The 20,771-nt window shown below is 67.4% G+C and carries 19 protein-coding genes; 5 read left to right on the top strand and 14 right to left on the bottom strand.

Annotation, left to right across the window (positions count from 1 at the left end; all coding sequences use genetic code 11):
• Nucleotides 1-50 precede the first annotated feature (50 nt).
• A complete protein-coding gene (locus HV786_RS15740; protein WP_128829502.1) occupies nt 51-962 on the top strand; it encodes a LysR family transcriptional regulator in 912 nt (303 codons plus the stop codon).
• On the opposite strand, the gene HV786_RS15735 is transcribed toward HV786_RS15740, so the two are convergent.
• Both HV786_RS15735 and HV786_RS15730 read right to left on the bottom strand, forming a co-directional pair.
• Entirely contained in the window at nt 953-1,753 is an 801-nt protein-coding gene (locus HV786_RS15735; RefSeq protein WP_128829501.1) for a DUF169 domain-containing protein, read from the bottom strand. The two genes, HV786_RS15740 and HV786_RS15735, sit on opposite strands and share 10 nt — an antisense overlap.
• A 78-nt stretch (nt 1,754-1,831) precedes the next feature.
• Entirely contained in the window at nt 1,832-2,749 is a 918-nt protein-coding gene (locus HV786_RS15730; RefSeq protein ID WP_175211238.1) for a LysR substrate-binding domain-containing protein, read from the bottom strand.
• Nucleotides 2,750-2,851: 102 nt separating this feature from the next.
• Between HV786_RS15730 and HV786_RS15725 the strand changes: the two genes are divergently transcribed.
• Nucleotides 2,852-3,601, top strand: coding sequence for an SDR family oxidoreductase (locus HV786_RS15725; RefSeq protein ID WP_056318256.1), 750 nt, complete (start codon nt 2,852-2,854; stop codon nt 3,599-3,601).
• Nucleotides 3,602-3,661: 60 nt separating this feature from the next.
• Here HV786_RS15725 and HV786_RS15720 read toward each other — a convergent pair whose 3' ends face one another.
• Together HV786_RS15720 and HV786_RS15715 are read right to left on the bottom strand one after the other, a co-directional pair.
• On the bottom strand, nt 3,662-4,495 hold the full coding sequence (locus HV786_RS15720) for a DNA alkylation repair protein (RefSeq protein ID WP_254599485.1): 834 nt from the start codon (nt 4,493-4,495) through the stop codon (nt 3,662-3,664).
• On the bottom strand, nt 4,492-5,004 hold the full coding sequence (locus HV786_RS15715; protein WP_128829155.1) for a MarR family winged helix-turn-helix transcriptional regulator: 513 nt from the start codon (nt 5,002-5,004) through the stop codon (nt 4,492-4,494). Before HV786_RS15715 ends, HV786_RS15720 begins: the two co-directional genes overlap by 4 nt.
• Before the next feature lie 220 nt (nt 5,005-5,224).
• Here HV786_RS15715 and HV786_RS15710 point away from each other — a divergent pair, with 220 nt between their 5' ends.
• Nucleotides 5,225-5,713: a DUF6882 domain-containing protein gene (locus HV786_RS15710; RefSeq protein WP_128829154.1), complete on the top strand. Its 489-nt coding sequence runs from the start codon at nt 5,225-5,227 to the stop codon at nt 5,711-5,713.
• Between the two features lie 8 nt (nt 5,714-5,721).
• On the opposite strand, the gene HV786_RS15705 is transcribed toward HV786_RS15710, so the two are convergent.
• From HV786_RS15705 to HV786_RS15680, 6 genes are all read right to left on the bottom strand, one after another.
• Entirely contained in the window at nt 5,722-7,722 is a 2,001-nt protein-coding gene (locus tag HV786_RS15705) for a TRAP transporter large permease (protein WP_175211236.1), read from the bottom strand.
• Entirely contained in the window at nt 7,719-8,342 is a 624-nt protein-coding gene (locus HV786_RS15700; protein ID WP_128829153.1) for a TRAP transporter small permease subunit, read from the bottom strand. The genes HV786_RS15705 and HV786_RS15700 overlap by 4 nt, the downstream gene beginning before the upstream one ends.
• Nucleotides 8,343-8,469: 127 nt before the next feature.
• Entirely contained in the window at nt 8,470-9,597 is a 1,128-nt protein-coding gene (locus tag HV786_RS15695; RefSeq protein ID WP_062840984.1) for a TRAP transporter substrate-binding protein, read from the bottom strand.
• 300 nt (nt 9,598-9,897) lie between these two features.
• Nucleotides 9,898-11,421 carry an amidase gene (locus HV786_RS15690; protein WP_175211234.1) on the bottom strand — a complete coding sequence of 508 codons (1,524 nt, stop codon included), beginning with the start codon at nt 11,419-11,421 and terminating at the stop codon, nt 9,898-9,900.
• 12 nt (nt 11,422-11,433) lie between these two features.
• Complete coding sequence (locus HV786_RS15685; protein ID WP_175211232.1) at nt 11,434-12,414, bottom strand: Bug family tripartite tricarboxylate transporter substrate binding protein; 981 nt, start codon at nt 12,412-12,414, stop codon at nt 11,434-11,436.
• Between the two features lie 48 nt (nt 12,415-12,462).
• A complete protein-coding gene (locus HV786_RS15680; RefSeq protein WP_128828893.1) occupies nt 12,463-13,812 on the bottom strand; it encodes a D-serine ammonia-lyase in 1,350 nt (449 codons plus the stop codon).
• 119 nt (nt 13,813-13,931) lie between these two features.
• Here HV786_RS15680 and HV786_RS15675 point away from each other — a divergent pair, with 119 nt between their 5' ends.
• Entirely contained in the window at nt 13,932-14,861 is a 930-nt protein-coding gene (locus tag HV786_RS15675; protein ID WP_175211230.1) for a LysR family transcriptional regulator, read from the top strand.
• Nucleotides 14,862-14,873: 12 nt separating this feature from the next.
• On the opposite strand, the gene fhuE is transcribed toward HV786_RS15675, so the two are convergent.
• The 4 genes from fhuE to HV786_RS15655 all read right to left on the bottom strand — a co-directional run bounded on the left by fhuE (nt 14,874) and on the right by HV786_RS15655 (nt 19,726).
• Nucleotides 14,874-17,069, bottom strand: a complete 2,196-nt coding sequence (fhuE, locus tag HV786_RS15670; protein ID WP_128827558.1) for a ferric-rhodotorulic acid/ferric-coprogen receptor FhuE — start codon at nt 17,067-17,069, stop codon at nt 14,874-14,876.
• Nucleotides 17,070-17,173: 104 nt separating this feature from the next.
• Nucleotides 17,174-17,818: a Vgb family protein gene (locus HV786_RS15665; protein ID WP_128827557.1), complete on the bottom strand. Its 645-nt coding sequence runs from the start codon at nt 17,816-17,818 to the stop codon at nt 17,174-17,176.
• A gap of 31 nt (nt 17,819-17,849) precedes the next feature.
• A complete protein-coding gene (locus tag HV786_RS15660; RefSeq protein ID WP_175211228.1) occupies nt 17,850-19,079 on the bottom strand; it encodes a helix-turn-helix domain-containing protein in 1,230 nt (409 codons plus the stop codon).
• Nucleotides 19,080-19,147: 68 nt separating this feature from the next.
• The gene (locus tag HV786_RS15655; protein ID WP_254599484.1) at nt 19,148-19,726 is read right to left on the bottom strand and encodes a M23 family metallopeptidase; all 579 of its coding nucleotides are present in this window, start codon (nt 19,724-19,726) and stop codon (nt 19,148-19,150) included.
• A 186-nt stretch (nt 19,727-19,912) separates the two neighbouring features.
• Between HV786_RS15655 and HV786_RS15650 the strand changes: the two genes are divergently transcribed.
• Nucleotides 19,913-20,761, top strand: a complete 849-nt coding sequence (locus HV786_RS15650; protein WP_175211226.1) for a DUF3348 domain-containing protein — start codon at nt 19,913-19,915, stop codon at nt 20,759-20,761.
• Nucleotides 20,762-20,771: the final 10 nt, after the last annotated feature.

The raw sequence follows: 20,771 nt of genomic DNA, 5'->3' as shown, positions 1-20,771 counted from the left end.
CCCGCGAAGTGATAACCTTTTGACGTTTTTGATCGAAGAAATAGATCAACATGATTGATGCCCTGACCCTGGACCAACTGCGCGTATTCGCCGCCGTGGCGGACACGGGCAGCTTTCGTGGGGCCGCCCGCCGCCTGGCGCGGGTGCAGTCCGCCGTCAGCCACGCCATCGCAAACATGGAGGCGCAACTGGGCGTGCCGCTGTTCGACCGCACCGGCCATCGTCCCGTCATGACTCCGCAGGGGCAGGCCCTGCTTGCCAACGCCCGCGACATCCTCTTGCGGGTCGATGCGATGCGCGCCCGCGCCCAAGGGCTGGGCGAAGGTGTGGAACTGGAACTGTCGCTGGTCATCGATACGCTCTTTCCCATCGAACAGGCGGGCGCGGCGCTCAACCGGATGCGCGCCGCGTATCCCTCGGTGTCGCTGCGCGTGTCGGTGCTGCCGCTGGGCGGGCCGGTAGAGGCGCTGCTGGCCGACACGCACACGCTGGGCATTCTGGCCGGCGAGCATTTCAGGCATCCGCGCATCGCCGTGCAGGCGTTGGGCGCCGTACAGATGGTGGCCGTCGTCGGCGCCTCGCACCCCTTGGCGCAGGACGCGCGCGCCGGGCAGGCGCTTGCGGCGGCGGACCTGGCGGATCACCTGCAGATCGTGCAATCCGATCCGTCGGCCCTGTCCGAAGGCCGCGACTTTGCCGTCCTGTCGCCGCAGACATGCCGCGTCAGCGGACAGGACACCAAGCATGCACTGATCCTGTCCGGACTCGGTTGGGGCCGCCTGCCGCTTTGGCAGGTGGCGCGCGATCTGGCCGAAGGCCGTCTGCTGCGCGTGCCCGCCGCCAGCCTGGGCCGCGACAGCCAGATCGCCATGGAAACCTATCTTGCGCACCGCATCGACCGGCCACTGGGACCGGCCGCGCGCGCGCTGGCGGCGGCGCTGCAAGTCGGCGCTCAACCTTGAGCCTTGGGCGGTTGGGCGTAGCTCACCCCCATGCCTGCACGCACGTCGTTCTGAATGCCATACGGCGCAATGGGATACCGCAGGCCATTGGCCGACAACGCCTTCATGCCTTCGATGGCAATGGGCAGAAAGCGCGGCGGCAGCGCCATGAGCATTTCTTCATCCGGCACCCCGCCATATCTGCGCTCGGCAAAACAGGGCAGCGACAGGCTGGGTTCGCCCGTGACAAGCGCCCTGCCCCAGGAATCCGCACAGGCCGTCTCGCCAACGACGCTCCAGTCAAAGCGCCGGTAATTCTTCCATTGCAGGCCGTTGATCAGGATGATCATCTGGCCCGGCGTGGCATACACCAGACAGATGTCGGGCGGGTCCAGGCGTCCGGATGCCAGCGGCGACACCACCATCGCCCGGTACTTGCCGGCCGGCACACAGGACAGCGCCTCCTGGCGCGCCCGAGCGTCCGCTTCGGTCGCGTGCCAGACGCCCACGTATTCCTTGCCCTGCTTCCATGCCTCGTCCTGCGGGCCCAGCCCGATGACGGCGCGGCATTGCGCGCCGACCAGATCGTCACCGGTGATGCCCACCGTCCAGCCCAGCCGCGCGGCCATGCCCACGATCTGGTCCGTGGTGTGGGTGGCCTGGGGCCGGCGCAGGCCCTTCACGCCCGCCATGTCCGCCTCGTTCTCGTACAGCTTCATGCCAATGACCGTGGTCTTCAGGCGCAGCAGCCGGTTCAGGTCGTCGACCAGCGACGCCCAATCGAGCGGGGGTTCCTGTGTTGTCTCTTCCATGTTCGTCCTTGGGACTGTTGTACGCGGTCTGGCCGGCCGTCCGCCGGGGCTGCCGCACGCGGCTAAGACTACAACGCGTCAGGCGAACCCGTCGATGCCCCGCATCAGCGCCGCCGCCATCCGAGGCTGGCGCAATTGGTCCAGCCACCAGCGCAGCGCGCGTCCATCGTGATCACTGCGCCACGCCAGGTACAGCAGGTTCGGTTCGCGCGGGGTTTCCGTGGCCATTTCCACGAGTTCGCCTCGCGCCAGGAGCGATGCCGCGCGGTGCCGCGGCACCCAGCCCACGCCCAGTCCGGCGCGCTGCGCCAGGATCTTGGCCCGCATGCTGGGCACCGCCAGCGTGGCCTGCCCGCCCACCCCGCCGTAGCCGCGGGCCGCCGCGCCGCGCGCCGTGTCGGCGACGACGACGGCACGATGCTGCTGGATCTGGTCCTGGCGCAGTGGCGCCTTGGCGCGCGCAAGCGGATGGCGCGGCGACACGGCGAACAGCCACTCCATTTCGCCCAGCGCCGCCCACTGCAGGTTCGGCATGGTTTGCGGTTCGTTGGTGGCGCCCACGATCAGGTCCGCGCGGCCCTCGCGCAGCGCCTCCCAGGTGCCGCCCAGCACCTCGTGCGTGAACCGCAGCCGCACGCCCGAATCCAGCTTGTCGAATGCCTGGATGAGCGGCGCCATGAGCTCGAATTCCAGGATTTCGTCGCTGACGATGCGCAGCCGGTCTTCCCAACCGCTGGCGACCTGCCGCACACGCTGCGTCAGCCGGCTGACGTCCTGGGCCAGCCGCCCGGCTTCGTCTGCCAGCAACTGCCCCGCGGGCGTGAGTTGCATCCGGTAGCCCCGGCGGTCGAATAGCAGGGCGTCAAAGCGCTCTTCGAGCTGGCGGGCGGCGTGCGACACCGACGAGGGGGCCTTGCCCAGCTTCGCGGCTGCGCGGGACAGGCTGCCGCTATCGCGGATCGCTTCCATCAGCGCCAGTTCATTCGGGCTCAACATGTGCGATTCCTTCGAACGTGTTTATGCGCCAGATCGTACGACAAAGCACCGGGCGAGGCGCAACATGGCTACACCTCATCCCCACTTCCCAAGGAATCCATCATGAACCGTTTTGAACAAAAGACCGTCCTGGTCACCGGCGGCACCAGCGGCATCGGCCTTGCGGCCGCCCAAGCCTTTGCCGCCGAAGGCGCCCGTGTCATCGTCACCGGCCGCGACGCCGCCGCCCTGGAAAAGACCCGCGCCGCTTTGGGCGCAAACGCGCTGGCCATCCAGAACACGGCCGGCGCGCCCGGCGCGGCTGCCGCGTTGGCGGGCGCCCTGGCATCGGCAGGCGTGCGCCTGGATGCGGTCTTCGTCAACGCCGGCATCGCCAAGTTCGCGACGCTGACCGACGCCACGGAAGATCTCTGGGACCAGACGTTCAATACCAACGTCAAGGGCGTCTACTTCCAGCTCCAGGCGCTGGACCCCTTGCTCAACACGGGCGCGTCCATCGTGCTCAACGGGTCCATCAACGCTCACATCGGCATGCCGGCATCGTCGATCTACGCCGCCAGCAAGGCCGCGTTGATCTCCCTGGCCAAGACGCTGTCGGCCGAATGGCTGCCGCGCGGCATCCGGGTCAACGTCGTCAGCCCCGGGCCGGTCGCCACCCCCATCTACAACAAGCTGGGGCTGGATCCCGCCACGCTGGAGAAGACCGCCGCCAGCATCCAGGCGCAGGTGCCGCTGGGCCGCTTTGGCACCCCCCAGGAGATCGCGGCGACCGTGCTGCACCTGGCCGCGCGCGAGTCGGCCTTCATCGTGGGCACGGAGATCATCGCGGACGGCGGCATGAGCCAGCTGTAAGCCAGGCGGCCGGGGCAACGGCCGCGTTCAGAGCTGGAGTCTTCAGGCGTTTACGCCCCGCTAAGCCCCGATTGAACGCAGGGCACGCTTGCAGATCCGCTCGGTGGCGGCTTTGGCGCCGGCAGTAGCGTCGCCAGCTGACCATCGAGCGCAGAGCGCACGCACCCAATCTGGCTGATCCTTACTGGCATCGTTGAGCCAGTTGGCCACGGAGTCCTGCACATAACTGGCCGGATCGGCCCGCAACGGTTCGAGCAGCGGCAACGCGATGGCCGGATTGGCCTTCAGTGCCGGCACGTGGGCGCACCAGACGCCACGTGGCCGCAGCGACTCGCTGGCAAAACGCCGCACGCGCTCGGACGAGTGGCTTGTCCACGGCGCCAGACATGCCACCGAGGTTTCGAGTTCGGCCGTCAACGCTGGCCGGACAGCCAGCCAGGCCCATTCCCGCACACCAAAATGCCCGTCGTCGGCGAATGGACGGATCGTATCCAGCCGCGCTTGCACCGACATCCCCGGCAACGCGCCCACCATGAAGCACGCCCAGCCCCGGACGGTGTCCGAGGCATGTGCTTGCAGCCGGCCAATCGCCTGCGGCCCCAGTGTGTCCAGCAAGATCAACGCTGCCCGCTGCATTCGCCTGGATATGCCCGCCGCCGCGTCCGCCCGCATCACGGCCAGCGCCTGCGCGCCCACTTCGGGCACGGCTGCCTGCATCAAACGCGCGTAATCCACCGCCAGGCACTCTGTAAGCGTCGTGGCCGGCGCGCCCGCATTCAATTGGGCCAGCCTTGCCGGCGCGATGTCCTTCACACCTCGCCCGACCGGCTTGTTCCCCGCTGGCGGAACGCCCTTGGCCGCGCCTTCCACCGCCTTGCCTGCTCTCTTGTTCATTGCCCGGCCTCCTGCAGGGCGACCCTACCGGCATCCGTGCCGCACCACACTTTCGTCAGCAACCCGCCCAGCTGATCCTGCTCGGCAGCACTCAACCCCCCAAAGAGCGAACCGATCCACGTCGCATGCTCCTTGAACAGCCTTCCGGCGATCCGCCTGCCTTTGGCAGTCAGCCTCACTGCAATTCTGCGACGGTCGGCCTGCCCGCCTTCGCGCGCGACGAACCCGTCCCGCTCCAGCCCGTCCACCAAGCCGGTAATCGTCGCGCGCGTCACGCCGGCGCGCGTCGCCAGTTCGTGCGGCGACAGCCCGCCCGGCTGGCCTTGCAGCAGGAACAGCAACACGAATTTGGCTTCGGACAATTGTTTGGGGGCCAGCCGCACGGCGCAGTCCCGGTCGATGGCGCTGGCCAACGCCAGTACCTGGAAACACAGGCGCACGCCATCTGCGGACGGCAGCCCTCGGCGGGACACCTCTTCGAGCAAGGCGTGATGTTTGGGTTCGAGCATGGTCGGATGAAAGTCAGAGGATATAGATTTTGTGCCATATAGTATGGCGGCTAATCAATTGAAGCAAACGCGACGTGAAGCGCCGGCATGATCAAGGATTCGCGCGGGCACGGCATGGAGACACACTACACACGCGACACCGAGGAGCTCAGGATCCCGAATCCTGGGAACCAGACTGGCTTATCATGCTGACCCTTCACCTAACAAGGAATCCCGCAGCATGTCCGACACCCCCACGCCCTTCGACGTCCAGGCCTTCATCGCCCAAAGCATGGCAGGCATGCAGGCCGCCACCACGGCGCATTGCGCGACCTGGCATCTGGATGAGGCCGAGCAGTGGTCGGTGGACATGGACAGTGGGCTGATCGTGTTCCAGCTTCCGGGTGGCGTTGTCGCCAGCGCGCCGGTGCAGATCGTCGGCACGTCCAACAGCGAGGACGACAGTTTTCTATGGGGCTGGGACCACCCATCCGTGCCGGCCGAACTGGCCGAGCACGCGCAACTGGCGCTGGCCTTCGGGCGTGCGCATGGGTTGCACGCCTACACCACGCGCAAGGTCGATTGCGACGACTCCCAGGCCTGGGAGTTCGCCGCCGTCGCAATGCGTCTGGGCGAAGCCTCCGGCACGTATCGCGCGCAGGCGTCCGAGACGGCGCATGTGTGGATGACGTTCGGCCAGGTATCGCTGTCGGCGGCGTCGGGGCAGTAAACGGCGTCTTACCGGTACAGCACCGTCGGCAGCCACATGCCGATTCCCGGGAACATGTACAACAGGAAGATGGCGACGACCTGAATTCCCATGAACGGCATCATGCCCAGGAAGATCTGATTCAGCGTCACGTGCGGCGGTGACACCCCCTTCAGATAGAAGGCCGACATGGCCACCGGTGGCGACAGGAATGCGGTCTGCAGGTTCAACGCCACGAGCAGGCCGAAGAACAGCGGGTCGATGCCGAACGTATTGAGCAGCGGCACGAAGATCGGCATGAAGATCACGATGATCTCGGTCCATTCCAGCGGCCAGCCGAGCAGGAAGATGATGATCTGCGCCAGCAGCAGGAACTGGATCGGCGTCAGTCCCAGGGACAACACCCATTCCTCGATGATGCGCTGTCCGCCCAAGAGCGCGAACGCCGCCGAGAAGATGGACGAGCCCACGAACAGCCAGCAGACCATGGCGCTGGTCTTGGCCGTCAGGAACACCGATTCGCGCAGGACCGGCAGGTTCAACCTGCGATAAGCCAATGCCAGCAACGCCCCGCCCATCGCGCCCATCGCGGCGGCCTCGCTGGGGGTGGCCAGGCCGAACCCGATCGACCCCAGCACGGCCGCGATCATGACCGCCAGGGGGAAGAACGAGCCCATCAGCATCTTGAAGATTTCCAGCCGCGCCCACGTCAGCGCGGCGTAGAACACCGCCAGAATCACCGCGCATATGCCGGCGAAGATCCAGAAACCCGTGGGCGCCGCGATCCGGGCTTCCGCTTCGGCGGCCGCGGCGGGCTGCGCGCCGGATTGCGCGGGTGCTGCGACGCCAGCTGGCGGTTGGGCGGCGGGCGTGCCGGGCGGCTCGCTCAGCCCGGACACCGCGGGCGCGCTGCCTGGGGGTTCGGCCAGCTCGTTGGAAGGCGGTTCGGGCAGGTCGCTCGAGGGCGGCTCGGCCAGCCCATCGACGGGCGGCTCGCTCAACCCCGAACCGGAATCGAAGTCGCTGGAGCCCAGGCGCAATTCAGCGGGAATCTCGTATTCCACGGGCGGCTTGGTCAGCGCGTGGTGCACCACCGCCAGCATCAGCACGGTGACGACCAGCGGCGTCAACGCTATGGCCATGTTGCGCGTCAGGTACCCGAACGACACCGCGCTGTTGCGCCGGCCCTTGAACATGGCGGCCAGCATGCCGGACACGGCGCGCGTGTAGGGCCCGGCCGCCAGCGCCGCCGTCCCGGGCGGCAGCGGCACGCCGCGTTCGTTCTCGGGCAGCGGCGGCGCCATGTCGGGCCGCAGCTTGGCCACGATGATGACGTAGACCATGTACAGGATGGCCAGCATGATGCCGGGAAACAGCGCGCCCGCGTACAGCTGCACCACCGACACGCCGGTGGTCGCGCCATACACGATCAGCATCACCGACGGGGGCAGCAGGATGCCCAGGCACCCGCCCGCCGTGATGGAACCGGCCGTCAGGCGCACGCTGTAGCCGGCCTTGAGCATCGCGGGCATCGCCAGCAGCCCCATCAGCGTGACCACCGCCCCGACAATCCCCGTGGCCGTCGCGAAGATGGCGCAGGTGGCCAGCGTGGCAACCGCCAACGCGCCCGGCAGCCGCGCAAGCGCCAGGTGCATCGACCGGAACAGCTTTTCAATGAGATTGGCGCGCTCGACCAGATAGCCCATGAACACGAAGAGCGGGATCGAGATCAGCGAGTCGTTGGTCATGGTGGCGTACGTGCGCTGCACCATCAGATCCAGCGTCTGTCCCAGGGACCGCCCCGGATCCGAACTCTGCATGTAATACGCCAGGAACGTGAACAGCACGCCCATGCCCATCAACGTGAACGCGGTCGGAAAGCCCAGCATGATCGCCACCACGATCAGCGCCAGCATCAGCAGTCCGATATGACCGGTCGTGAGGTTGTCCCACGGCGTGAGGAACGCGATCATCAGGAGCACGAGCGCGATGCACGACAGGCCGAACCACAAAGCCTTGTGGACTTTCATCGCTTTGACTCCCCGGGTGTGACGTAACGATCGAGCTGGGCGATGTCTTCGTCCTTCACGTGCACCATCTGCTTGAGCTTGTCGACGTCCACTTCCTCGACGTCTTCTTCACGCGACGGCCAGGCGCCTTGCTTCAGGCACAGGATGCAGCGCATGACCTCGGCCACGCCCTGCAGCAGCAGGACCGCGCCCGCGGCGGGAATGAAGGCCTTGAAGGGATAGATGGGCGGCCCGTTGGCCATCAGCGACGAGTGTTCGCGGATGGCGATGGAATAGCCGGCGTAATACCAGCCGGCCCACACCAGGGCGATCACACCGGGAAAGAAAAAGACGATGAACAGCAGCAGGTCCAGGCCGGCCTGCACGCGCGGCGGCAGAAAGCCATACAGGATGTCGCCGCGCACATGCCCGTTCTTGGCCAGCGTGTAGGCGCCCGCCATCATGAACAGGATGCCGTAATACATCATCTGCAGGTCGAAGGCCCAGGCGCTGGGCTGGTTCAGGATGTAGCGTGCGGCAACTTCCCAGCACACGTGCAGCGTCAGCACCACGATCAGCCAGGCAAAAGTCTTGCCCACCAGGGTGGAGATGCTGTCTATGAAACGTACGGTTCGGATCATCGAAGGTCCTGGAGTCGGGCCCACTCACGCAGCGGCTATCCTGCCGCTGACGCGCATGGACCCTGGACACGCATGGCGAGGCGCCGCGCGCCGGCTAGGCGGCGCGCGTGGCCTGCGTGAAACCGCGTCAGGCTGGCTTGGTGCTTCGCGAGAAGTAGTGGTTGTAGGCCATGCGGTAATTGACCGTGGTGTCGCCGTGCCAGCGCCCCACCCGCTCGGCAAATGCGCGCTGCGAATCCAGGACCTTCTTGAAGAGCGGGTTTTCGGCCGACCGCTTGGCGATCATCTCGTCCCAGATCTTGAGCTGCTGCTGCAGGATCGCATCCGGCGTCTTGTAGAACTTGACGTTGTGATCCTTCTGCAGCTTGATGTAGTCCTGCGAATAGCGGTTCGCCGCCTTCCAGGACATGTCCGCGCTGGAGGCCTGCGCGGCATAGCTCAGGATGTGCTTCAGGTGTTCCGGCAAGGCGTCGTACTTTGCCTTGTTGAACAGCACCTCGAACTGTTCGGCGCTTTGGTGAAAGCTCTGCAGCATGCAGATCTTGGACACGTCCTGAAAGCCCAGCGCCAGGTCCGACGAGGCATTGTTGAATTCCGCGCCATCCAGCAACCCGCGGTCCAGCGCCGGCACGATTTCACCGCCGGGCAGCGCGTTCACGGCCGCGCCCATCGCCGTGTACATGTCGATGGCCAGGCCCACGGTGCGGAACTTCACGCCCTTGACGTCCTCGACTTTCGTGACGGGCCGCTTGAACCACCCGAACGGCTGGGTCGGCATCGGTCCGTACATCAGCGACTGCACGTTCACGCCCATCGCCTTCTGGATCTCGACCAGCAGTTCCTTGCCGCCGCCGTATTCGTGCCAGGCCAGCAGCATGTTGGCGTCCATCCCGAACGACGGACCCGACCCCCACAGCGCCACGGCCGTGTTCTTGCCGTACCAGTACGCCACCACGCCGTGGCCGCCGTCCAGCGTGCCCGCAGAGACCGCGTCCAGCAGATCGAACGCCTTGACCACGGCGCCCGCGGGCAGCACTTCGATCTTCAGCTGGCCGCCGGCCATCTCGTTGACCTTGTTGGCGTAGTCGCGGGCGAATTCGTGAAAGATGTCGTTCGCGGGCCAGGTGCTCTGGAACCGGAAGGAGATGGGTGCGTTCTGCGCCTTGGTGACGGCGGGAAATCCTAGCGCCACGGCGCCGGCGGCGGCGGCGCCGGAGATGAACTTGCGGCGGCGGGGCTTTGTAACGTGTTGCATGGCTTGTTGTCTCCTGGGGTGGACTACATGGACCAGCGTGTAGTTACTACGGCTGCAAGGGTGCGGCGCGAAAGGCCTGCGTTGGGCCTTCCTCTGCCGACTGATGCGTCTGATGCGCAACTTTGGAGTGATTAAACCTTCCTGACAAACGGCTGACAATCAGCTTTTAGTCAGGAATAACCCTAGAAGACGGACTAGGGCGAAATAGCGAAAGGCCAGCAAACCGCGTGATGCGGCGTGCTGGCCTTGTTGCTCACTAGGCGCGGCCCCGTGCGAGGCCCGCGGCGTGACGACGGTGCGCTACACGGCCGACACCGACCCCGCCTCACCGCCGCCATCGAGCAGCGGCGGCGCCGTCACGATCGACGTCAGCGCCGGTTCCGCCGGGCGCAGCGCGGCCAGGTCGGGCCGCGGTCGGCGCAGCGCTTCCGTGCCCGCGAAGGCCTGCTCCATCGCCTGCGCCGCGGCCAGCACCTGGAGGTCGCCGCGAAAGCGGCCCACGATCTGCAGGCCGAACGGCATGCCGTTCGCATCACGGCCGCAAGGCAAGGTAAGCGCCGGGTGCGTGGTCAGCGTCACGACATAGGTCAACGCCAGCCAGCGGTAATAGTTCTCCTGGGCGACGCCGTTGATCTTGTCCGCATACAACTGCGTCCACGGGAAGGGCGACACGGGCGTCGTGGGCGAAAGGATGAGGTCGTAATCGTCGTAAGCGCGTTGAAAACGCTTGATCAGGCGTGTCTGCTCAGCCTGCGCCCATGCGCAGTCCTTCAGGCTCATCGCCGCGCCCATCTCGAAGTTGGCGCGGGTGTTGGGGCCGAGGCTGGACGGATCCTTTTCGTACGCGTCGCGCATGCCGGCTACGAAGGCCTCGGCGCGCAGCACGTCAAAGCATCGATGGGCGTCGCCGACATCCAGATCGATCGGATCGCAGGCCGCAAACAGATGGCGCATGGCCGCGATCTTTTCGCGGAAGGTGGCGCGGATGCCGTCGTCCACGTCGCACGCGCCGAAGTCTTCGGTGTAAGCCACGCGCAGCGATCCCAGATCGGCGATGCCGGGGTTCAGGAATTGCAGCGGATCCAGCGGATAGCTGAGCGGATCGCCAGCATGCGGTCCGGCGGAGGCCGCCATTTGCAGGCAGGCGTCAGCCACGGTGCGGCCCATGGGTCCCACCACCGAGATCGGCGTCCAGCCCAGCGGTTTGCGCACGCTGGGCACGATGCCCGGCGACGGACGGAATCCGACCACGCCGCACTTGGACGCGGGAATGCGCAGCGAGCCGCCGGTGTCCGAGCCCGTGCAGACCGGCAGCATGTCGCTGGCCAGGGCGGCGGCCGAACCGCCCGACGAGCCGCCCGCATTCAGGTTGGGATTGAAGGGGTTGCCCGTGGCGCCCCACACCGTGTTGCGCGAGTTGGCGCCCGCGCCCATCTCGGGCACGTTGGTCTTGGCGGCGACGATGGCCCCGGCGCGGCGCAGGCGCGCGACCAGCTCGATGTCCTCGTCCGGCACGTGGCCGCGATACAAAGGCGAACCGTAGGTGGTCAGTACGCCGGCCGTGGGCTCCAGATCCTTCACCCCCATCGGCAAACCGTGCAGGAGGCCCAGCGGCTCGCCCGCCATCACCGCACGCTCTGCCGCGCGGGCCTCCGCCCTCGCCCGCTCAAAGGCGGTGGCGGTGACGGCGTTGATGTACGGGTTCACGGCCTGGATGCGCGCGATGCACGCTTCCAGCAGTTCCACCGGCGAAAGCTGGCGGGCGCCGATCATGCGCCGCAATTCAACGGCGGTCAGCGATACCAGGGAGTCGTCCAAAGCCATCGTCGTCTTCCTTCAGTCGATCTTGATGTTGGCCCGTTGCGCGACCTCGCGCATGATGGGCAGTTCCTTCTGGATCAGCGCCTCGCCTTCCGCGGCGCTGGCGAAGGCCGCCTCGAAGCCTTGCGCCTCCAGGCTCTTGACCACTTCGGGCGATTCCACCGTGGCCTTGAGCGCCTGCTCCAGACGCGTCTTCACGTCGGCGGGCAATCCGCGCGGCGCGGCGACCATCAGCCACGTGTCCATCGCGACCGAGGGATAGCCTTGTTCGGCGAACGTGGGCACGTCGGGCAGGAAGGACGAACGCTTGGGACTGGACACCGCCAGCACGCGGACCTTGCCCTGCTTGCTTTGCGGGAGCGCCGCCGCCACGGTGTCGACCGAGAACGGAATCTGGCCGCCGATCAGGTCGGTCATCGCGGGCGCGCTGCCTTTGTACGGCACATGCGTCATTTTCAGCTTGGCCGCGGCGATGAAGGCCTCGCCCACGAAATGCGCGGTCGTGCCCGTGCCGAACGAGCCGTACGGCGGCTGGTCATGCGCCGGGTCCTTTACATACGCGACGAACTCCTTCAAGTCCTTGACCGGCACCTTGGGGTTGGCCAGCAGGGCCAGCCCGGTGCGGCCGACGATGCCGATGGGCTCGAAACTCTTGACCGGGTCATACGGCAGGTGGGCCTGGATGGCGGGGTTGACCGTGAAGGTGGTGCCCGAGCTCACCAGCAGCGTATAGCCGTCGGGCGCGGCCTTGGCCACGTAGCTGGCGCCGATCACCGTGCCCGCGCCAGCGCGGTTTTCCACCACGACCGTGCGTCCCAGTTCCTGTCCCAGCTTCTGGGCCACCACGCGGCCCAGCACGTCCGTGGCGCCCCCCGGCGGAAAGGGGACGATCATCGTGAGCGGACGCGAGGGATAGGCGTCCTGAGCCACGGCGGGCGCGGCCGCGCCGAGGGTGCTGGCAAAAGCGAGACTGACTGCAAGAAACGAGGTTTTCATGGCGGTGCTCGATGGTAGGTGGTGGAGATGCGGCGCGTCTGTCGGCGCCTAGTTGCCGGCCGTGAGCGAACGCCCACGGCTCAGGAATCGGTCATATTCTTCGTCGGGCACGAACAGCCCGCCCGTCGTCCAGGCCAGATGCGTGGCCTGCGGCAGGTGCGCCTGCAGGCCCTGCGCCCGCAGCCACGCCCGGCCGGCATCGGTGCCGCACAGATGGCGGGGGCCGCTGAAGCCTGCGGCGGCAGACGGTTCGATGCGCAGGCCTTCGCTGTCCTTCAGGCGCGCCAGGTCTGCGTACAAGGTGTCGTCTTCCACGGTGTAGACCCCGCGCAGTTGCGCGCCCACGGCCGCGTAGGCCAGTTCGGAGGCCGTCGGCACCGCCAGGCCGTCGGCCTCGGTCACATTGGTCAGACCCACGTCGTACACCGACGCGGACGCCGGGGCGCCCGGCAGTTCGCCGCGGCCCGCCATCATTCGCACCAGGAAGCACGGCGACTGCACCGGTTCGGCAAAGAAGCAATGCACGTGGGGGCCGAAAAGCTGCGTCAGGCCGAACGCGATGCCGCCCGGCGCCCCGCCCACGCCGCAAGGCAGGTACGCAAAGAGCGGATGCTCGGCATCCACACGCACGCCGGCTTCGCCCAATTGCACGCGCAGGTGCAGCGCGGCGGCGGCGTAACCCAGGAACAGGGACGCCGACCGCTCGTCGTCCACGAAATAGCCGAACGGATCCGCTTCGACCTGCGCCCGGCCCGCGGCAACGGCCTTTTCGTAGTCGCCCGCGTGCTCGACCACCTCGACCCCGCGCGCGCGAAGCCGCGCCTTTTTCCATTCCTTCGCGTCGGCCGACATATGCACCGCCGAGCGGAATCCCAGCGCCGACGCGATCACGCCGATCGACAAGCCCAGGTTGCCCGTGGACCCCACGGCGACCTGATAACGGCCGAACACGGCGCGGGCCTCGGGGCCGGCCAGCTTTCGGTAGTCGTCGCCCTGGCGCAGCACGCCCTCACGCATCGCCAGGGATTCGGCAAATTCCAGCACCTCGTGGATTCCGCCCCGCGCCTTGATCGACCCGGCCACCGGCAGCGCGTGGTCCGCCTTGATCCACAACCGGCCCGCGTCCTGCGGCAGGCCCATGGCCGCCTGCATGGCGGCGGCGGGCAATAGCGGCGACTCGATCACGCCGCCCGTTGCGGCCAGCTCGGGAAACAATTCGGCCAAGAGCGGCGCAAACCGCGCAAAGCGCTCTTGCGCGGACAGCACCTGGTCCATCAGGAAGTGAGCGCCCGGCCCGGCAGCGGCCGCATGCGTTTCAGGGCCGGTCCACAGCACCGGCTTTGCTTGCCGGAGCGAATCCAGAACGGGGGATTTGGAGGGAGCGTCGGATTGAAACATGGCTGTGCTAGCGAATGGGAGCGCAAGGAATGCCCACATCCTAGAGGCGGGCAACGCTTTGCAGCAATATCAATGGTTAGAATTCTTCTTTGCGCTTTCCGCAAACCTTGGATCCGACCATGAACCCTCGCGTCCTGCAGGAGATTTCCCTGCGCTATTTCCTGGAAGTCGTGCGCACCGGCTCGGTCAGCGAAGCCGCCGCCCGCCTGGATGTCGCCCCGTCGGCCGTCAGCCGGCAGATTGCCCGCGTCGAACGCGAACTGGGCACGCTGCTGTTCGAGCGCCGAGCCCGCGGCATGGTCCCGAACGCCGCCGGCGAACTGCTGGCCGCGCACGCCAAGCGCATGCAGCAGGACGTGGAGCGCGTGGCGGGCGACATCCTGGCGCTGCGCGGGCTGCGCCAGGGTCATGTGCGCATCGTCAGCACCGAGGGCTATGCGTCGGAATTCGTCCCGGCCGCCATCGCGGCGTTCCGGCAGCACTACGCCGGTATCCGGTTTTCGCTGGATGTCTGCTCGCAGCAGGAGATTCCCCAGCGCATCCGGGACGGCTCGGCGGACATCGGCGTCACGCTCAGCCTGACGTCTCAGCGCGACATCCGCGTGGAAGCGCGCGTGCCCGCGCCGGTGCGCGCGATCCTTTCGGCCGGGCATCCGCTGGCCGACCGCCGCGAGATGGCGCTGGCGCAATTGATGGCGTATCCGCTTGCGCTGCCCACGCCCGATTCCACGCTGCGCCAGCTCATCGACATCAGTTGCAGCCGCCAGCAATTGCATTGCGAGCCGGCCTTCACCAGCCGCAGCATCGACGCGCTGGTCGGCTTTGCCAGCGCGGGCGGCGGGGTCGCCTTCTGCGGCGAACTGGCGATCCGCAACCGTCTGGCTTGGGGAAAAATCGTCGCCGTGCCCCTGCGCGACCGCGAAATGAACGAACGCCACTTCGAAGTGCAGACGCTGGCCGGGCGCATCATGCCGGAAGCCGCCAAGGCCTTCATTGCCAGCATCGCCGACGCCGCGCGGGCGGCGTCGGGGCCGATCGGCCCCGCCTAAGCGCGCCTGCGATCAGTACTGGTAGCGCATCGTCAGCATCGCGCTGCGGCCTGCGGCCCACGCGCCCTGGCTGTAGAAGCCGATCTGGCTGTAGTACTTGCGGTCGAACACGTTATTCACGTTCAGTTGCGCCGACAGGTTGCGGTTGAAGCGGTAGCGCGCCATGAGGTTGGTCACGGCATAGCTGCCCTGCCCCACGCGCTCTTCGCCGTTGGGGCCGCTGGCGATGGTGTAGACGTGGCTTTGCCAGTTCACGCCCCCGCCCACCGTCAGGCGGTTCCAGTCTCCCGGCAACTGATAGGTCGTGAAGACGCGCACCAGGCTGCGCGGCTGATCGGTCTGGATGGCGTTGCCGTCGCCGTCGCGCGCGGTCCAATGCGACCACCCGGCCGCCACATTCCAGCCCGGCGTCACTTCGCCCGACAGTTCCAGGTCGAACCCGCGGCTGCGCGTGCCTTGCGCCGCCGTGTACGCCTGGTTGGTGGCGCCCGGCACCATCTGACCGGGATCCGCCTGCGCCACGTTGTCCTGGTCGATCTGGAAGACGGCGGCGCTGGCGTTCAAGCGGCCGTCCAGCCATTCTCCCTTGATGCCGGCTTCATACGACTTGCCTTCCAGCGGGTCCAGCCAGTTGCCGTTGCGGTCCTGATAGGTCTGCGGATTGAAGATGCCTGTGTAGCTGACGTACGCCGTGTAGGTGTCGTTGATGTCGTACAGCAGGCCGGCGTATGGCGTGAAGTCGTTCTTGTCGAACTCGGTGCGCCCTTCGCCGCCAAAACCGACCGAATTGGTCTTCCAGGTACTGTAGCGCCCGCCCACGATCAGCTTGAGCGGGTCGGCCAGGTTCAGGCGCAGCGCGCCGTACCAGCCGGTCTGCGTGGTGGTGTAGCGGTTGGCAATGATTGAATCGTTCCAGTCCGGTTCGGGATACGAGCCGTCCCAGTCCAGGAAATTGCCCACGGCGGCGGCGCCGATGGCAGACCGGTAGTTGAAGTCGCCCTTCTGCCGGTTGAAGCTTGCGCCCACCACGGCCTCGTGGCGGCGGCCAAACAGCGTGAACGGGCCGTTTGCCTTCAGGTCCAGCGCGTTCTGCTTGCGGTCGCCCAGATACCAGGCGGGCGAGGCGCCCATGCCCAGTCCGGTTTCCCGGTCCGGCCAGCCGTACAGGTACAGCAGCTTGCCGTCCATTTCATTCTTGGAATACGAGCCCACGGCCTGCACGCGCCAATCGTTGTCGAAGCGGTGCTCCAGGCTGGCGAATGCGCCCTGCGTGGTGCTGCCCCACGAGGACCAGCGCGCGCCGGTGTTCAGCGACCGGCGCCAATCGGTGCGCCCGCCGTCCGCGTACCAGAGCGGAAAGCCGCCCCACGTGCTGCCCTTTGGCTCGTTGTCCTGGTAGTTGTAGCCCACGCTGAGCGTCGTGCGCGAGGTCAGGTCAGCGTCCACCACGCCGTAGAAGACCTTCTTCTTGTTCTGGTAGTAGTCCAGGAACGAATGGTTGTCCTGGTACGCCGCCACGATGCGCCCACGCACGCTGCCCTCGGCATTGAGCGGCGTGGACAGGTCTGCCGTGGCGCGATAGGTGTCCCACGTCCCCACGCCCGCGCTCAGGTCCGCCTTGAACTCGCGGCTGTCGGCGTGCTTGCGCACCAGGTTGATCGAGGCCGACGGATTGCCCGCGCCCGTCATCAGGCCCGTGGCGCCGCGCACGACTTCCACGCGGTCGTAGATGATCGGGTCGACGGACGACTCGCCCGCCGCATAGCCCACGTCGAACGCCGTGGGCACGCCGTCGTACATGTAGTTGGTGATGCTGAAGCCGCGCGAATTGAAGGTGTAGCGCTCGCTATCGAAGTTCTGCACCGAAATGCCGGGCGTGCTGGCCATCACGTCCGCCAGCGACCGCATGTCCTCGTCGTCCATGCGCTGGCGCGTCATGACGGTGACCGACTGCGGCGTCTCGCGCAGCGACAGCGACAGCCCGGTGCTGGCCGCCGTGGCGCGCGGCGTGTAGGAACCGGTTCCCTCGGTCGTGTTCGCGTTGGCGGTGTCGCCCACCACCTGCACCGACGGCAGCGTGGCGACAGCCGCCTCCTGCGCGACCGCGCCTCCCGAGGCCAACGCCAGAAAAACCATCGCCGACGTGCGGCGCAGCACGAAACGAGGGTGAACGAGGGGGCCGCGCGCGACGCGTCTCTGATCTTGCATTGTGGCTTCCTACCGAATTGGAATAAGAGTGACAAATCGGCACGAAGTTTAAATGCAAATACTTCTCATATCCACTAATGTTGTATTTTTCCCATTGTCCAGGGTCAACTGGACGCTTTTGAGGGGCGCTGCACCGCCCGCACCTTGCCGCTCTCGCCGCCTCCGCAGTAGAACGTGCCGCTGCCGTCGGATTCCAGTCCTGACACGCCCACGCCCGCCGGCATCTCCACCGCCTCCAGCACCTGCCCGGTGCGCGGTTCCAGGCGCCGCAGCTCGCTTTCTTCCGCTTCCCAGGTGCCGTGCCACAGCTCGCCGTCCACCCACGTCACGCCCGTCACGTAGCGGTTGGAATCAATCGTGCGCAGCACCTTGCCGGTGGCGGGATCGACCTGGTGAATCTTGCGGTCGCGGTAGGCGCCCACCCACAGACTGCCTTCGGCCCACGCCATGCCGGACACGCATTCGCCGCCGGGCGCGGGGATCGTGGACAGGACTTCCCCGCTCGAGGGGTCCACCTTCTGGATGCGGCCATCGGCAATTTGATAGAGATAGGTGCCGTCGAAGGCCGTGCCCGCGTTGGCCGTGATGTCGAGCGCGCGGGAGGTCTGTCCGGTCACGGGGTCCATGGCGACGAGGCGGTCGCCCGTGGCGAACCACACCTGCTCTCCGTCGTATGTCAGCCCGTGGACCGCATCGACACCGGGGAACGGACCATATTCACGCAGGATTTCGGCTTGAGATCGTTTCATGTCGGCTTCCTTTTGTAGGGGTCCGTTCATGCTAATGGCCCGGCAGAATCACCGGAAGTAACAAGCTTGTCGTGAATCCCGGCACGGGCGGCAGCATCCAGCGCCGCGCGCGGCCCTGGCCGAACGCCTGCACCTTGCCGGCCGCGGCCAGCGTCTCAAGCGCGCGCTGCACGGTGCGCTGGCTGGACCCGACGACCAGCGCCAGCGCCGAACTCGACCAGCCCTCGCCGTCGGCCAGGAAGGCGAGCAACGCGCCCGCCTCCGGATCCGATTCGTCGCCCGCAGGCGCCAGCAGCGCCACGTCGCTCGCCACACGGGGCTTGAGCGCGTAGCCGTGCCGGGTGGCCTGCACGCCGGCCAGTGGGCCGATCACGACGCGCAGACGGCCCACTTCGACGCGCAGGCGCGCGCGGTGCGTGTCGTCGAAATAGCGCGTGCGAAAAGCCTGGGCGATGAGCGCCTCGCGCGTCGCCTCCCGGGGCCAGTCCTGCGCCAGCGCCCGCAGCAGCGCAAACAGCACGGGGCGGCCGGCCAGCGCGATGGTCCCATGCGCTGCGCGCACGGCGTGCCGGCAGGCATCCACGATCAGCGCGCCCGAGGCCAGCAGCGCCTCGACCTCGTCCAGCGACAGAATCCTTTCGCCGTCGTGTGCGATGCGCCGGGCCGCCGGCGCGTCCAGCGCCCGTGCGGCGTGGTCCACTTCCGCCATCAGCGCCGGGATCCTTGCCTGGCCGGCGCACTGCGCCGCGCGCGCGAGTGCGGCCCGGCCTGCCGCAGCCTGCTGGCGGCGGATGGCGATGCCCGCGACGATGAGTTCATGGATGCCCCGCGACGCCCACGGCAACGCAGCCACGTCCAATCCGGCAAGCGTGCGCTCGGCTTCGTCAAGACGCCCCAGCAGCAACTGACGGCGAGCCGCCAGGTGGCCGGCATGCGCCGCATTGACCACATCGCCGTGCGCCTGCAGCGTGGCGCGCGCGGCATCCAGCGCCTTCTGGCCATTGCCCAGGTCGCGCGAAGCCAGCGCGATTTCGGCCCCGGCGACGACGCAGCGGGCCCGCGCCACGGCCTGTCGCGGCCCAAAAGCGCGGGCGGCCCCTTGCAGCAGGCTACGCGCGCGCGCCAGATCGCCCAGCTGCGCCATGGCGATGCCGCGCAAGGCCAGCGCGGGCGCGTCGCTACGCAGCGCCACGTGGTTCAACGCGCCCAGCGGGTCGCCCGCCGCCAGCGCGCGCGCCGCAGCCGAGATCAGAAAGTCCATGGAAAGTGCGCCACGCCTTGCCCCATTGTTCTTGCCAGGACACAAATCTACACCGACGCGCCGCGCGGTTATTGCTGGGACGACACCGGCATGGGGGAACCGCCGGGCGAAATCAGGAGCGGATAGGGATTGAGCGCCCCGCCCCCCGCGTAGATGCCGTAGTGCAAATGCGGCGGCGTGCCTTTGGCGTTGCCCGTATTGCCGACAAAGCCCAGCACGTCGCCCGGCGCAACGAGCTGGCCGCGGCGGATGTCCGCATAGCCGTCCAGGTGCGCGTAATAGTGCATCTGCCGGCCCGGCCCCATCACCCAGACCACCTGACCGCCCAGCGTGTTCTCGCCGATGCGCGTGACCACGCCTTCGGTTGCCGACAGCACCGGCGTGCCGCGCTTGGCGAAAATGTCGATGCCCTGATGCGTGCGCCCGCCCGACCGCGCGGCGCCCCAGGTGTCGGCCAGCCGCCGGGGCGCTACGCCCTGCACGGGTACGGGCAACGACAGCGGCGCGTCCTGCCAGGAAAGCCGCGCCATGTGCCAGGGTGCGCGCGCCGCTTCGGGCAGGCGCGGCCAGGCCCAAACCGCCAAGGCGGCCAGCGCGGCAAGAATGAGGAGTCGTCGGGCAAATCGCCAGGGGGTGCGGGCATCCATGCAGGGTTCGACGGACGGGCGGGCGGAGGGTTCCTGCCCGCCGCGTGGCGACACAGTGTTGCGGCAGCGGCGATGCGCCGGCAACGATGCGACCCCATTTTGTGCTTTGTCCCCGGTCCGGGCGTCCCGACAGGCCCTCCGGGGCCGTCGCAGCGTGTAAACTCCCCCCTTTTTGACTCTGGTGGTATGTTGCAAGCCCCCCAGCGCACAGGTTTAAGCGGCCCGACGCTCATTCGCTTGCTGACTCGCCTGACGGACGCGGAAGTCCAGCAGTCCAGGCAGTCGCTATCCGACCATCTGAGCCAATGGCTTGGCTGGACGGACGCGATCGCCCTGTCGGCGGCGCTCAATACCGCTCCGCCCGTGATTGCGCCCGGCGCCCGCATGTTCAGCAGCGCCGAAGAACGCGAATGCGTGCGGGTGCGCACCACGCTCGCCGACGCCATCGCCAGCGACACGGCGGCCACGGCCGCCAAGCGGGTCGCCCCGTCACGGGCGCCCGCCAAGAAACTGGCGGCCGTCCTGGCCGAGGATGAGTTCGATTATTCGAGTTTTCGCCAGCGGTATCTGTCGTTGCAGCACACGATGGAAACCAGCATTGGCAACCTGCGCAGCCGGCTGCGCGGGATGGTGGCCGCCCGTAACGGGGAATGGACGCGTCTGGCTGTCGTGGACGCGATCATGGACCGCGCGCTGCTGCCCAAGGAGCGGGCCCTGCTGGGCGCGATCCCGAAACTGCTGCAGGCGCACTTCGACCGCCTGCGCAAGGCCGAGGACGCAGCGCTGGCGCAGGCTGCGGAACAGGCCCTGGGTGAAGCCGGCGCGCCGGCCGATGCGGCCGCCCATGCGCAAGGCGATACCGAGGCGCCCGCCATTGACGCCGCGCAGGCCGGGACGGCGCCGCTAGCCCCGGCCATTACCGCCGGCGCGTGGCTGGACACGTTCCGCGCCGACATGCGCGCCGTTCTGCTGGCCGAATTGGATGTTCGTTTACAACCGGTCGAAGGGCTGCTCGCCGCCCTTCGCACCAGCTAATTAGGACACT

Origin of the sequence: Achromobacter mucicolens (assembly GCF_902859725.1) — a bacterium.
GTDB lineage: Bacteria > Pseudomonadota > Gammaproteobacteria > Burkholderiales > Burkholderiaceae_B > Achromobacter > Achromobacter mucicolens.
This window is presented reverse-complemented; position numbering and strand designations above follow the sequence as displayed.

Bases quoted from the DNA above. Each gene is read 5' to 3' on its own strand.
- HV786_RS15740 (WP_128829502.1), top strand. From the start codon at position 51: ATGATTGATGCCCTGACCCTGGACCAACTGCGCGTATTCGCCGCCGTG.
- HV786_RS15735 (WP_128829501.1), bottom strand. From the start codon at position 1,753: ATGGAAGAGACAACACAGGAACCCCCGCTCGATTGGGCGTCGCTGGTC.
- HV786_RS15730 (WP_175211238.1), bottom strand. From the start codon at position 2,749: ATGTTGAGCCCGAATGAACTGGCGCTGATGGAAGCGATCCGCGATAGC.
- HV786_RS15725 (WP_056318256.1), top strand. From the start codon at position 2,852: ATGAACCGTTTTGAACAAAAGACCGTCCTGGTCACCGGCGGCACCAGC.
- HV786_RS15720 (WP_254599485.1), bottom strand. From the start codon at position 4,495: ATGAACAAGAGAGCAGGCAAGGCGGTGGAAGGCGCGGCCAAGGGCGTT.
- HV786_RS15715 (WP_128829155.1), bottom strand. From the start codon at position 5,004: ATGCTCGAACCCAAACATCACGCCTTGCTCGAAGAGGTGTCCCGCCGA.
- HV786_RS15710 (WP_128829154.1), top strand. From the start codon at position 5,225: ATGTCCGACACCCCCACGCCCTTCGACGTCCAGGCCTTCATCGCCCAA.
- HV786_RS15705 (WP_175211236.1), bottom strand. From the start codon at position 7,722: ATGAAAGTCCACAAGGCTTTGTGGTTCGGCCTGTCGTGCATCGCGCTC.
- HV786_RS15700 (WP_128829153.1), bottom strand. From the start codon at position 8,342: ATGATCCGAACCGTACGTTTCATAGACAGCATCTCCACCCTGGTGGGC.
- HV786_RS15695 (WP_062840984.1), bottom strand. From the start codon at position 9,597: ATGCAACACGTTACAAAGCCCCGCCGCCGCAAGTTCATCTCCGGCGCC.
- HV786_RS15690 (WP_175211234.1), bottom strand. From the start codon at position 11,421: ATGGCTTTGGACGACTCCCTGGTATCGCTGACCGCCGTTGAATTGCGG.
- HV786_RS15685 (WP_175211232.1), bottom strand. From the start codon at position 12,414: ATGAAAACCTCGTTTCTTGCAGTCAGTCTCGCTTTTGCCAGCACCCTC.
- HV786_RS15680 (WP_128828893.1), bottom strand. From the start codon at position 13,812: ATGTTTCAATCCGACGCTCCCTCCAAATCCCCCGTTCTGGATTCGCTC.
- HV786_RS15675 (WP_175211230.1), top strand. From the start codon at position 13,932: ATGAACCCTCGCGTCCTGCAGGAGATTTCCCTGCGCTATTTCCTGGAA.
- fhuE (WP_128827558.1), bottom strand. From the start codon at position 17,069: ATGCAAGATCAGAGACGCGTCGCGCGCGGCCCCCTCGTTCACCCTCGT.
- HV786_RS15665 (WP_128827557.1), bottom strand. From the start codon at position 17,818: ATGAAACGATCTCAAGCCGAAATCCTGCGTGAATATGGTCCGTTCCCC.
- HV786_RS15660 (WP_175211228.1), bottom strand. From the start codon at position 19,079: ATGGACTTTCTGATCTCGGCTGCGGCGCGCGCGCTGGCGGCGGGCGAC.
- HV786_RS15655 (WP_254599484.1), bottom strand. From the start codon at position 19,726: ATGGATGCCCGCACCCCCTGGCGATTTGCCCGACGACTCCTCATTCTT.
- HV786_RS15650 (WP_175211226.1), top strand. From the start codon at position 19,913: ATGTTGCAAGCCCCCCAGCGCACAGGTTTAAGCGGCCCGACGCTCATT.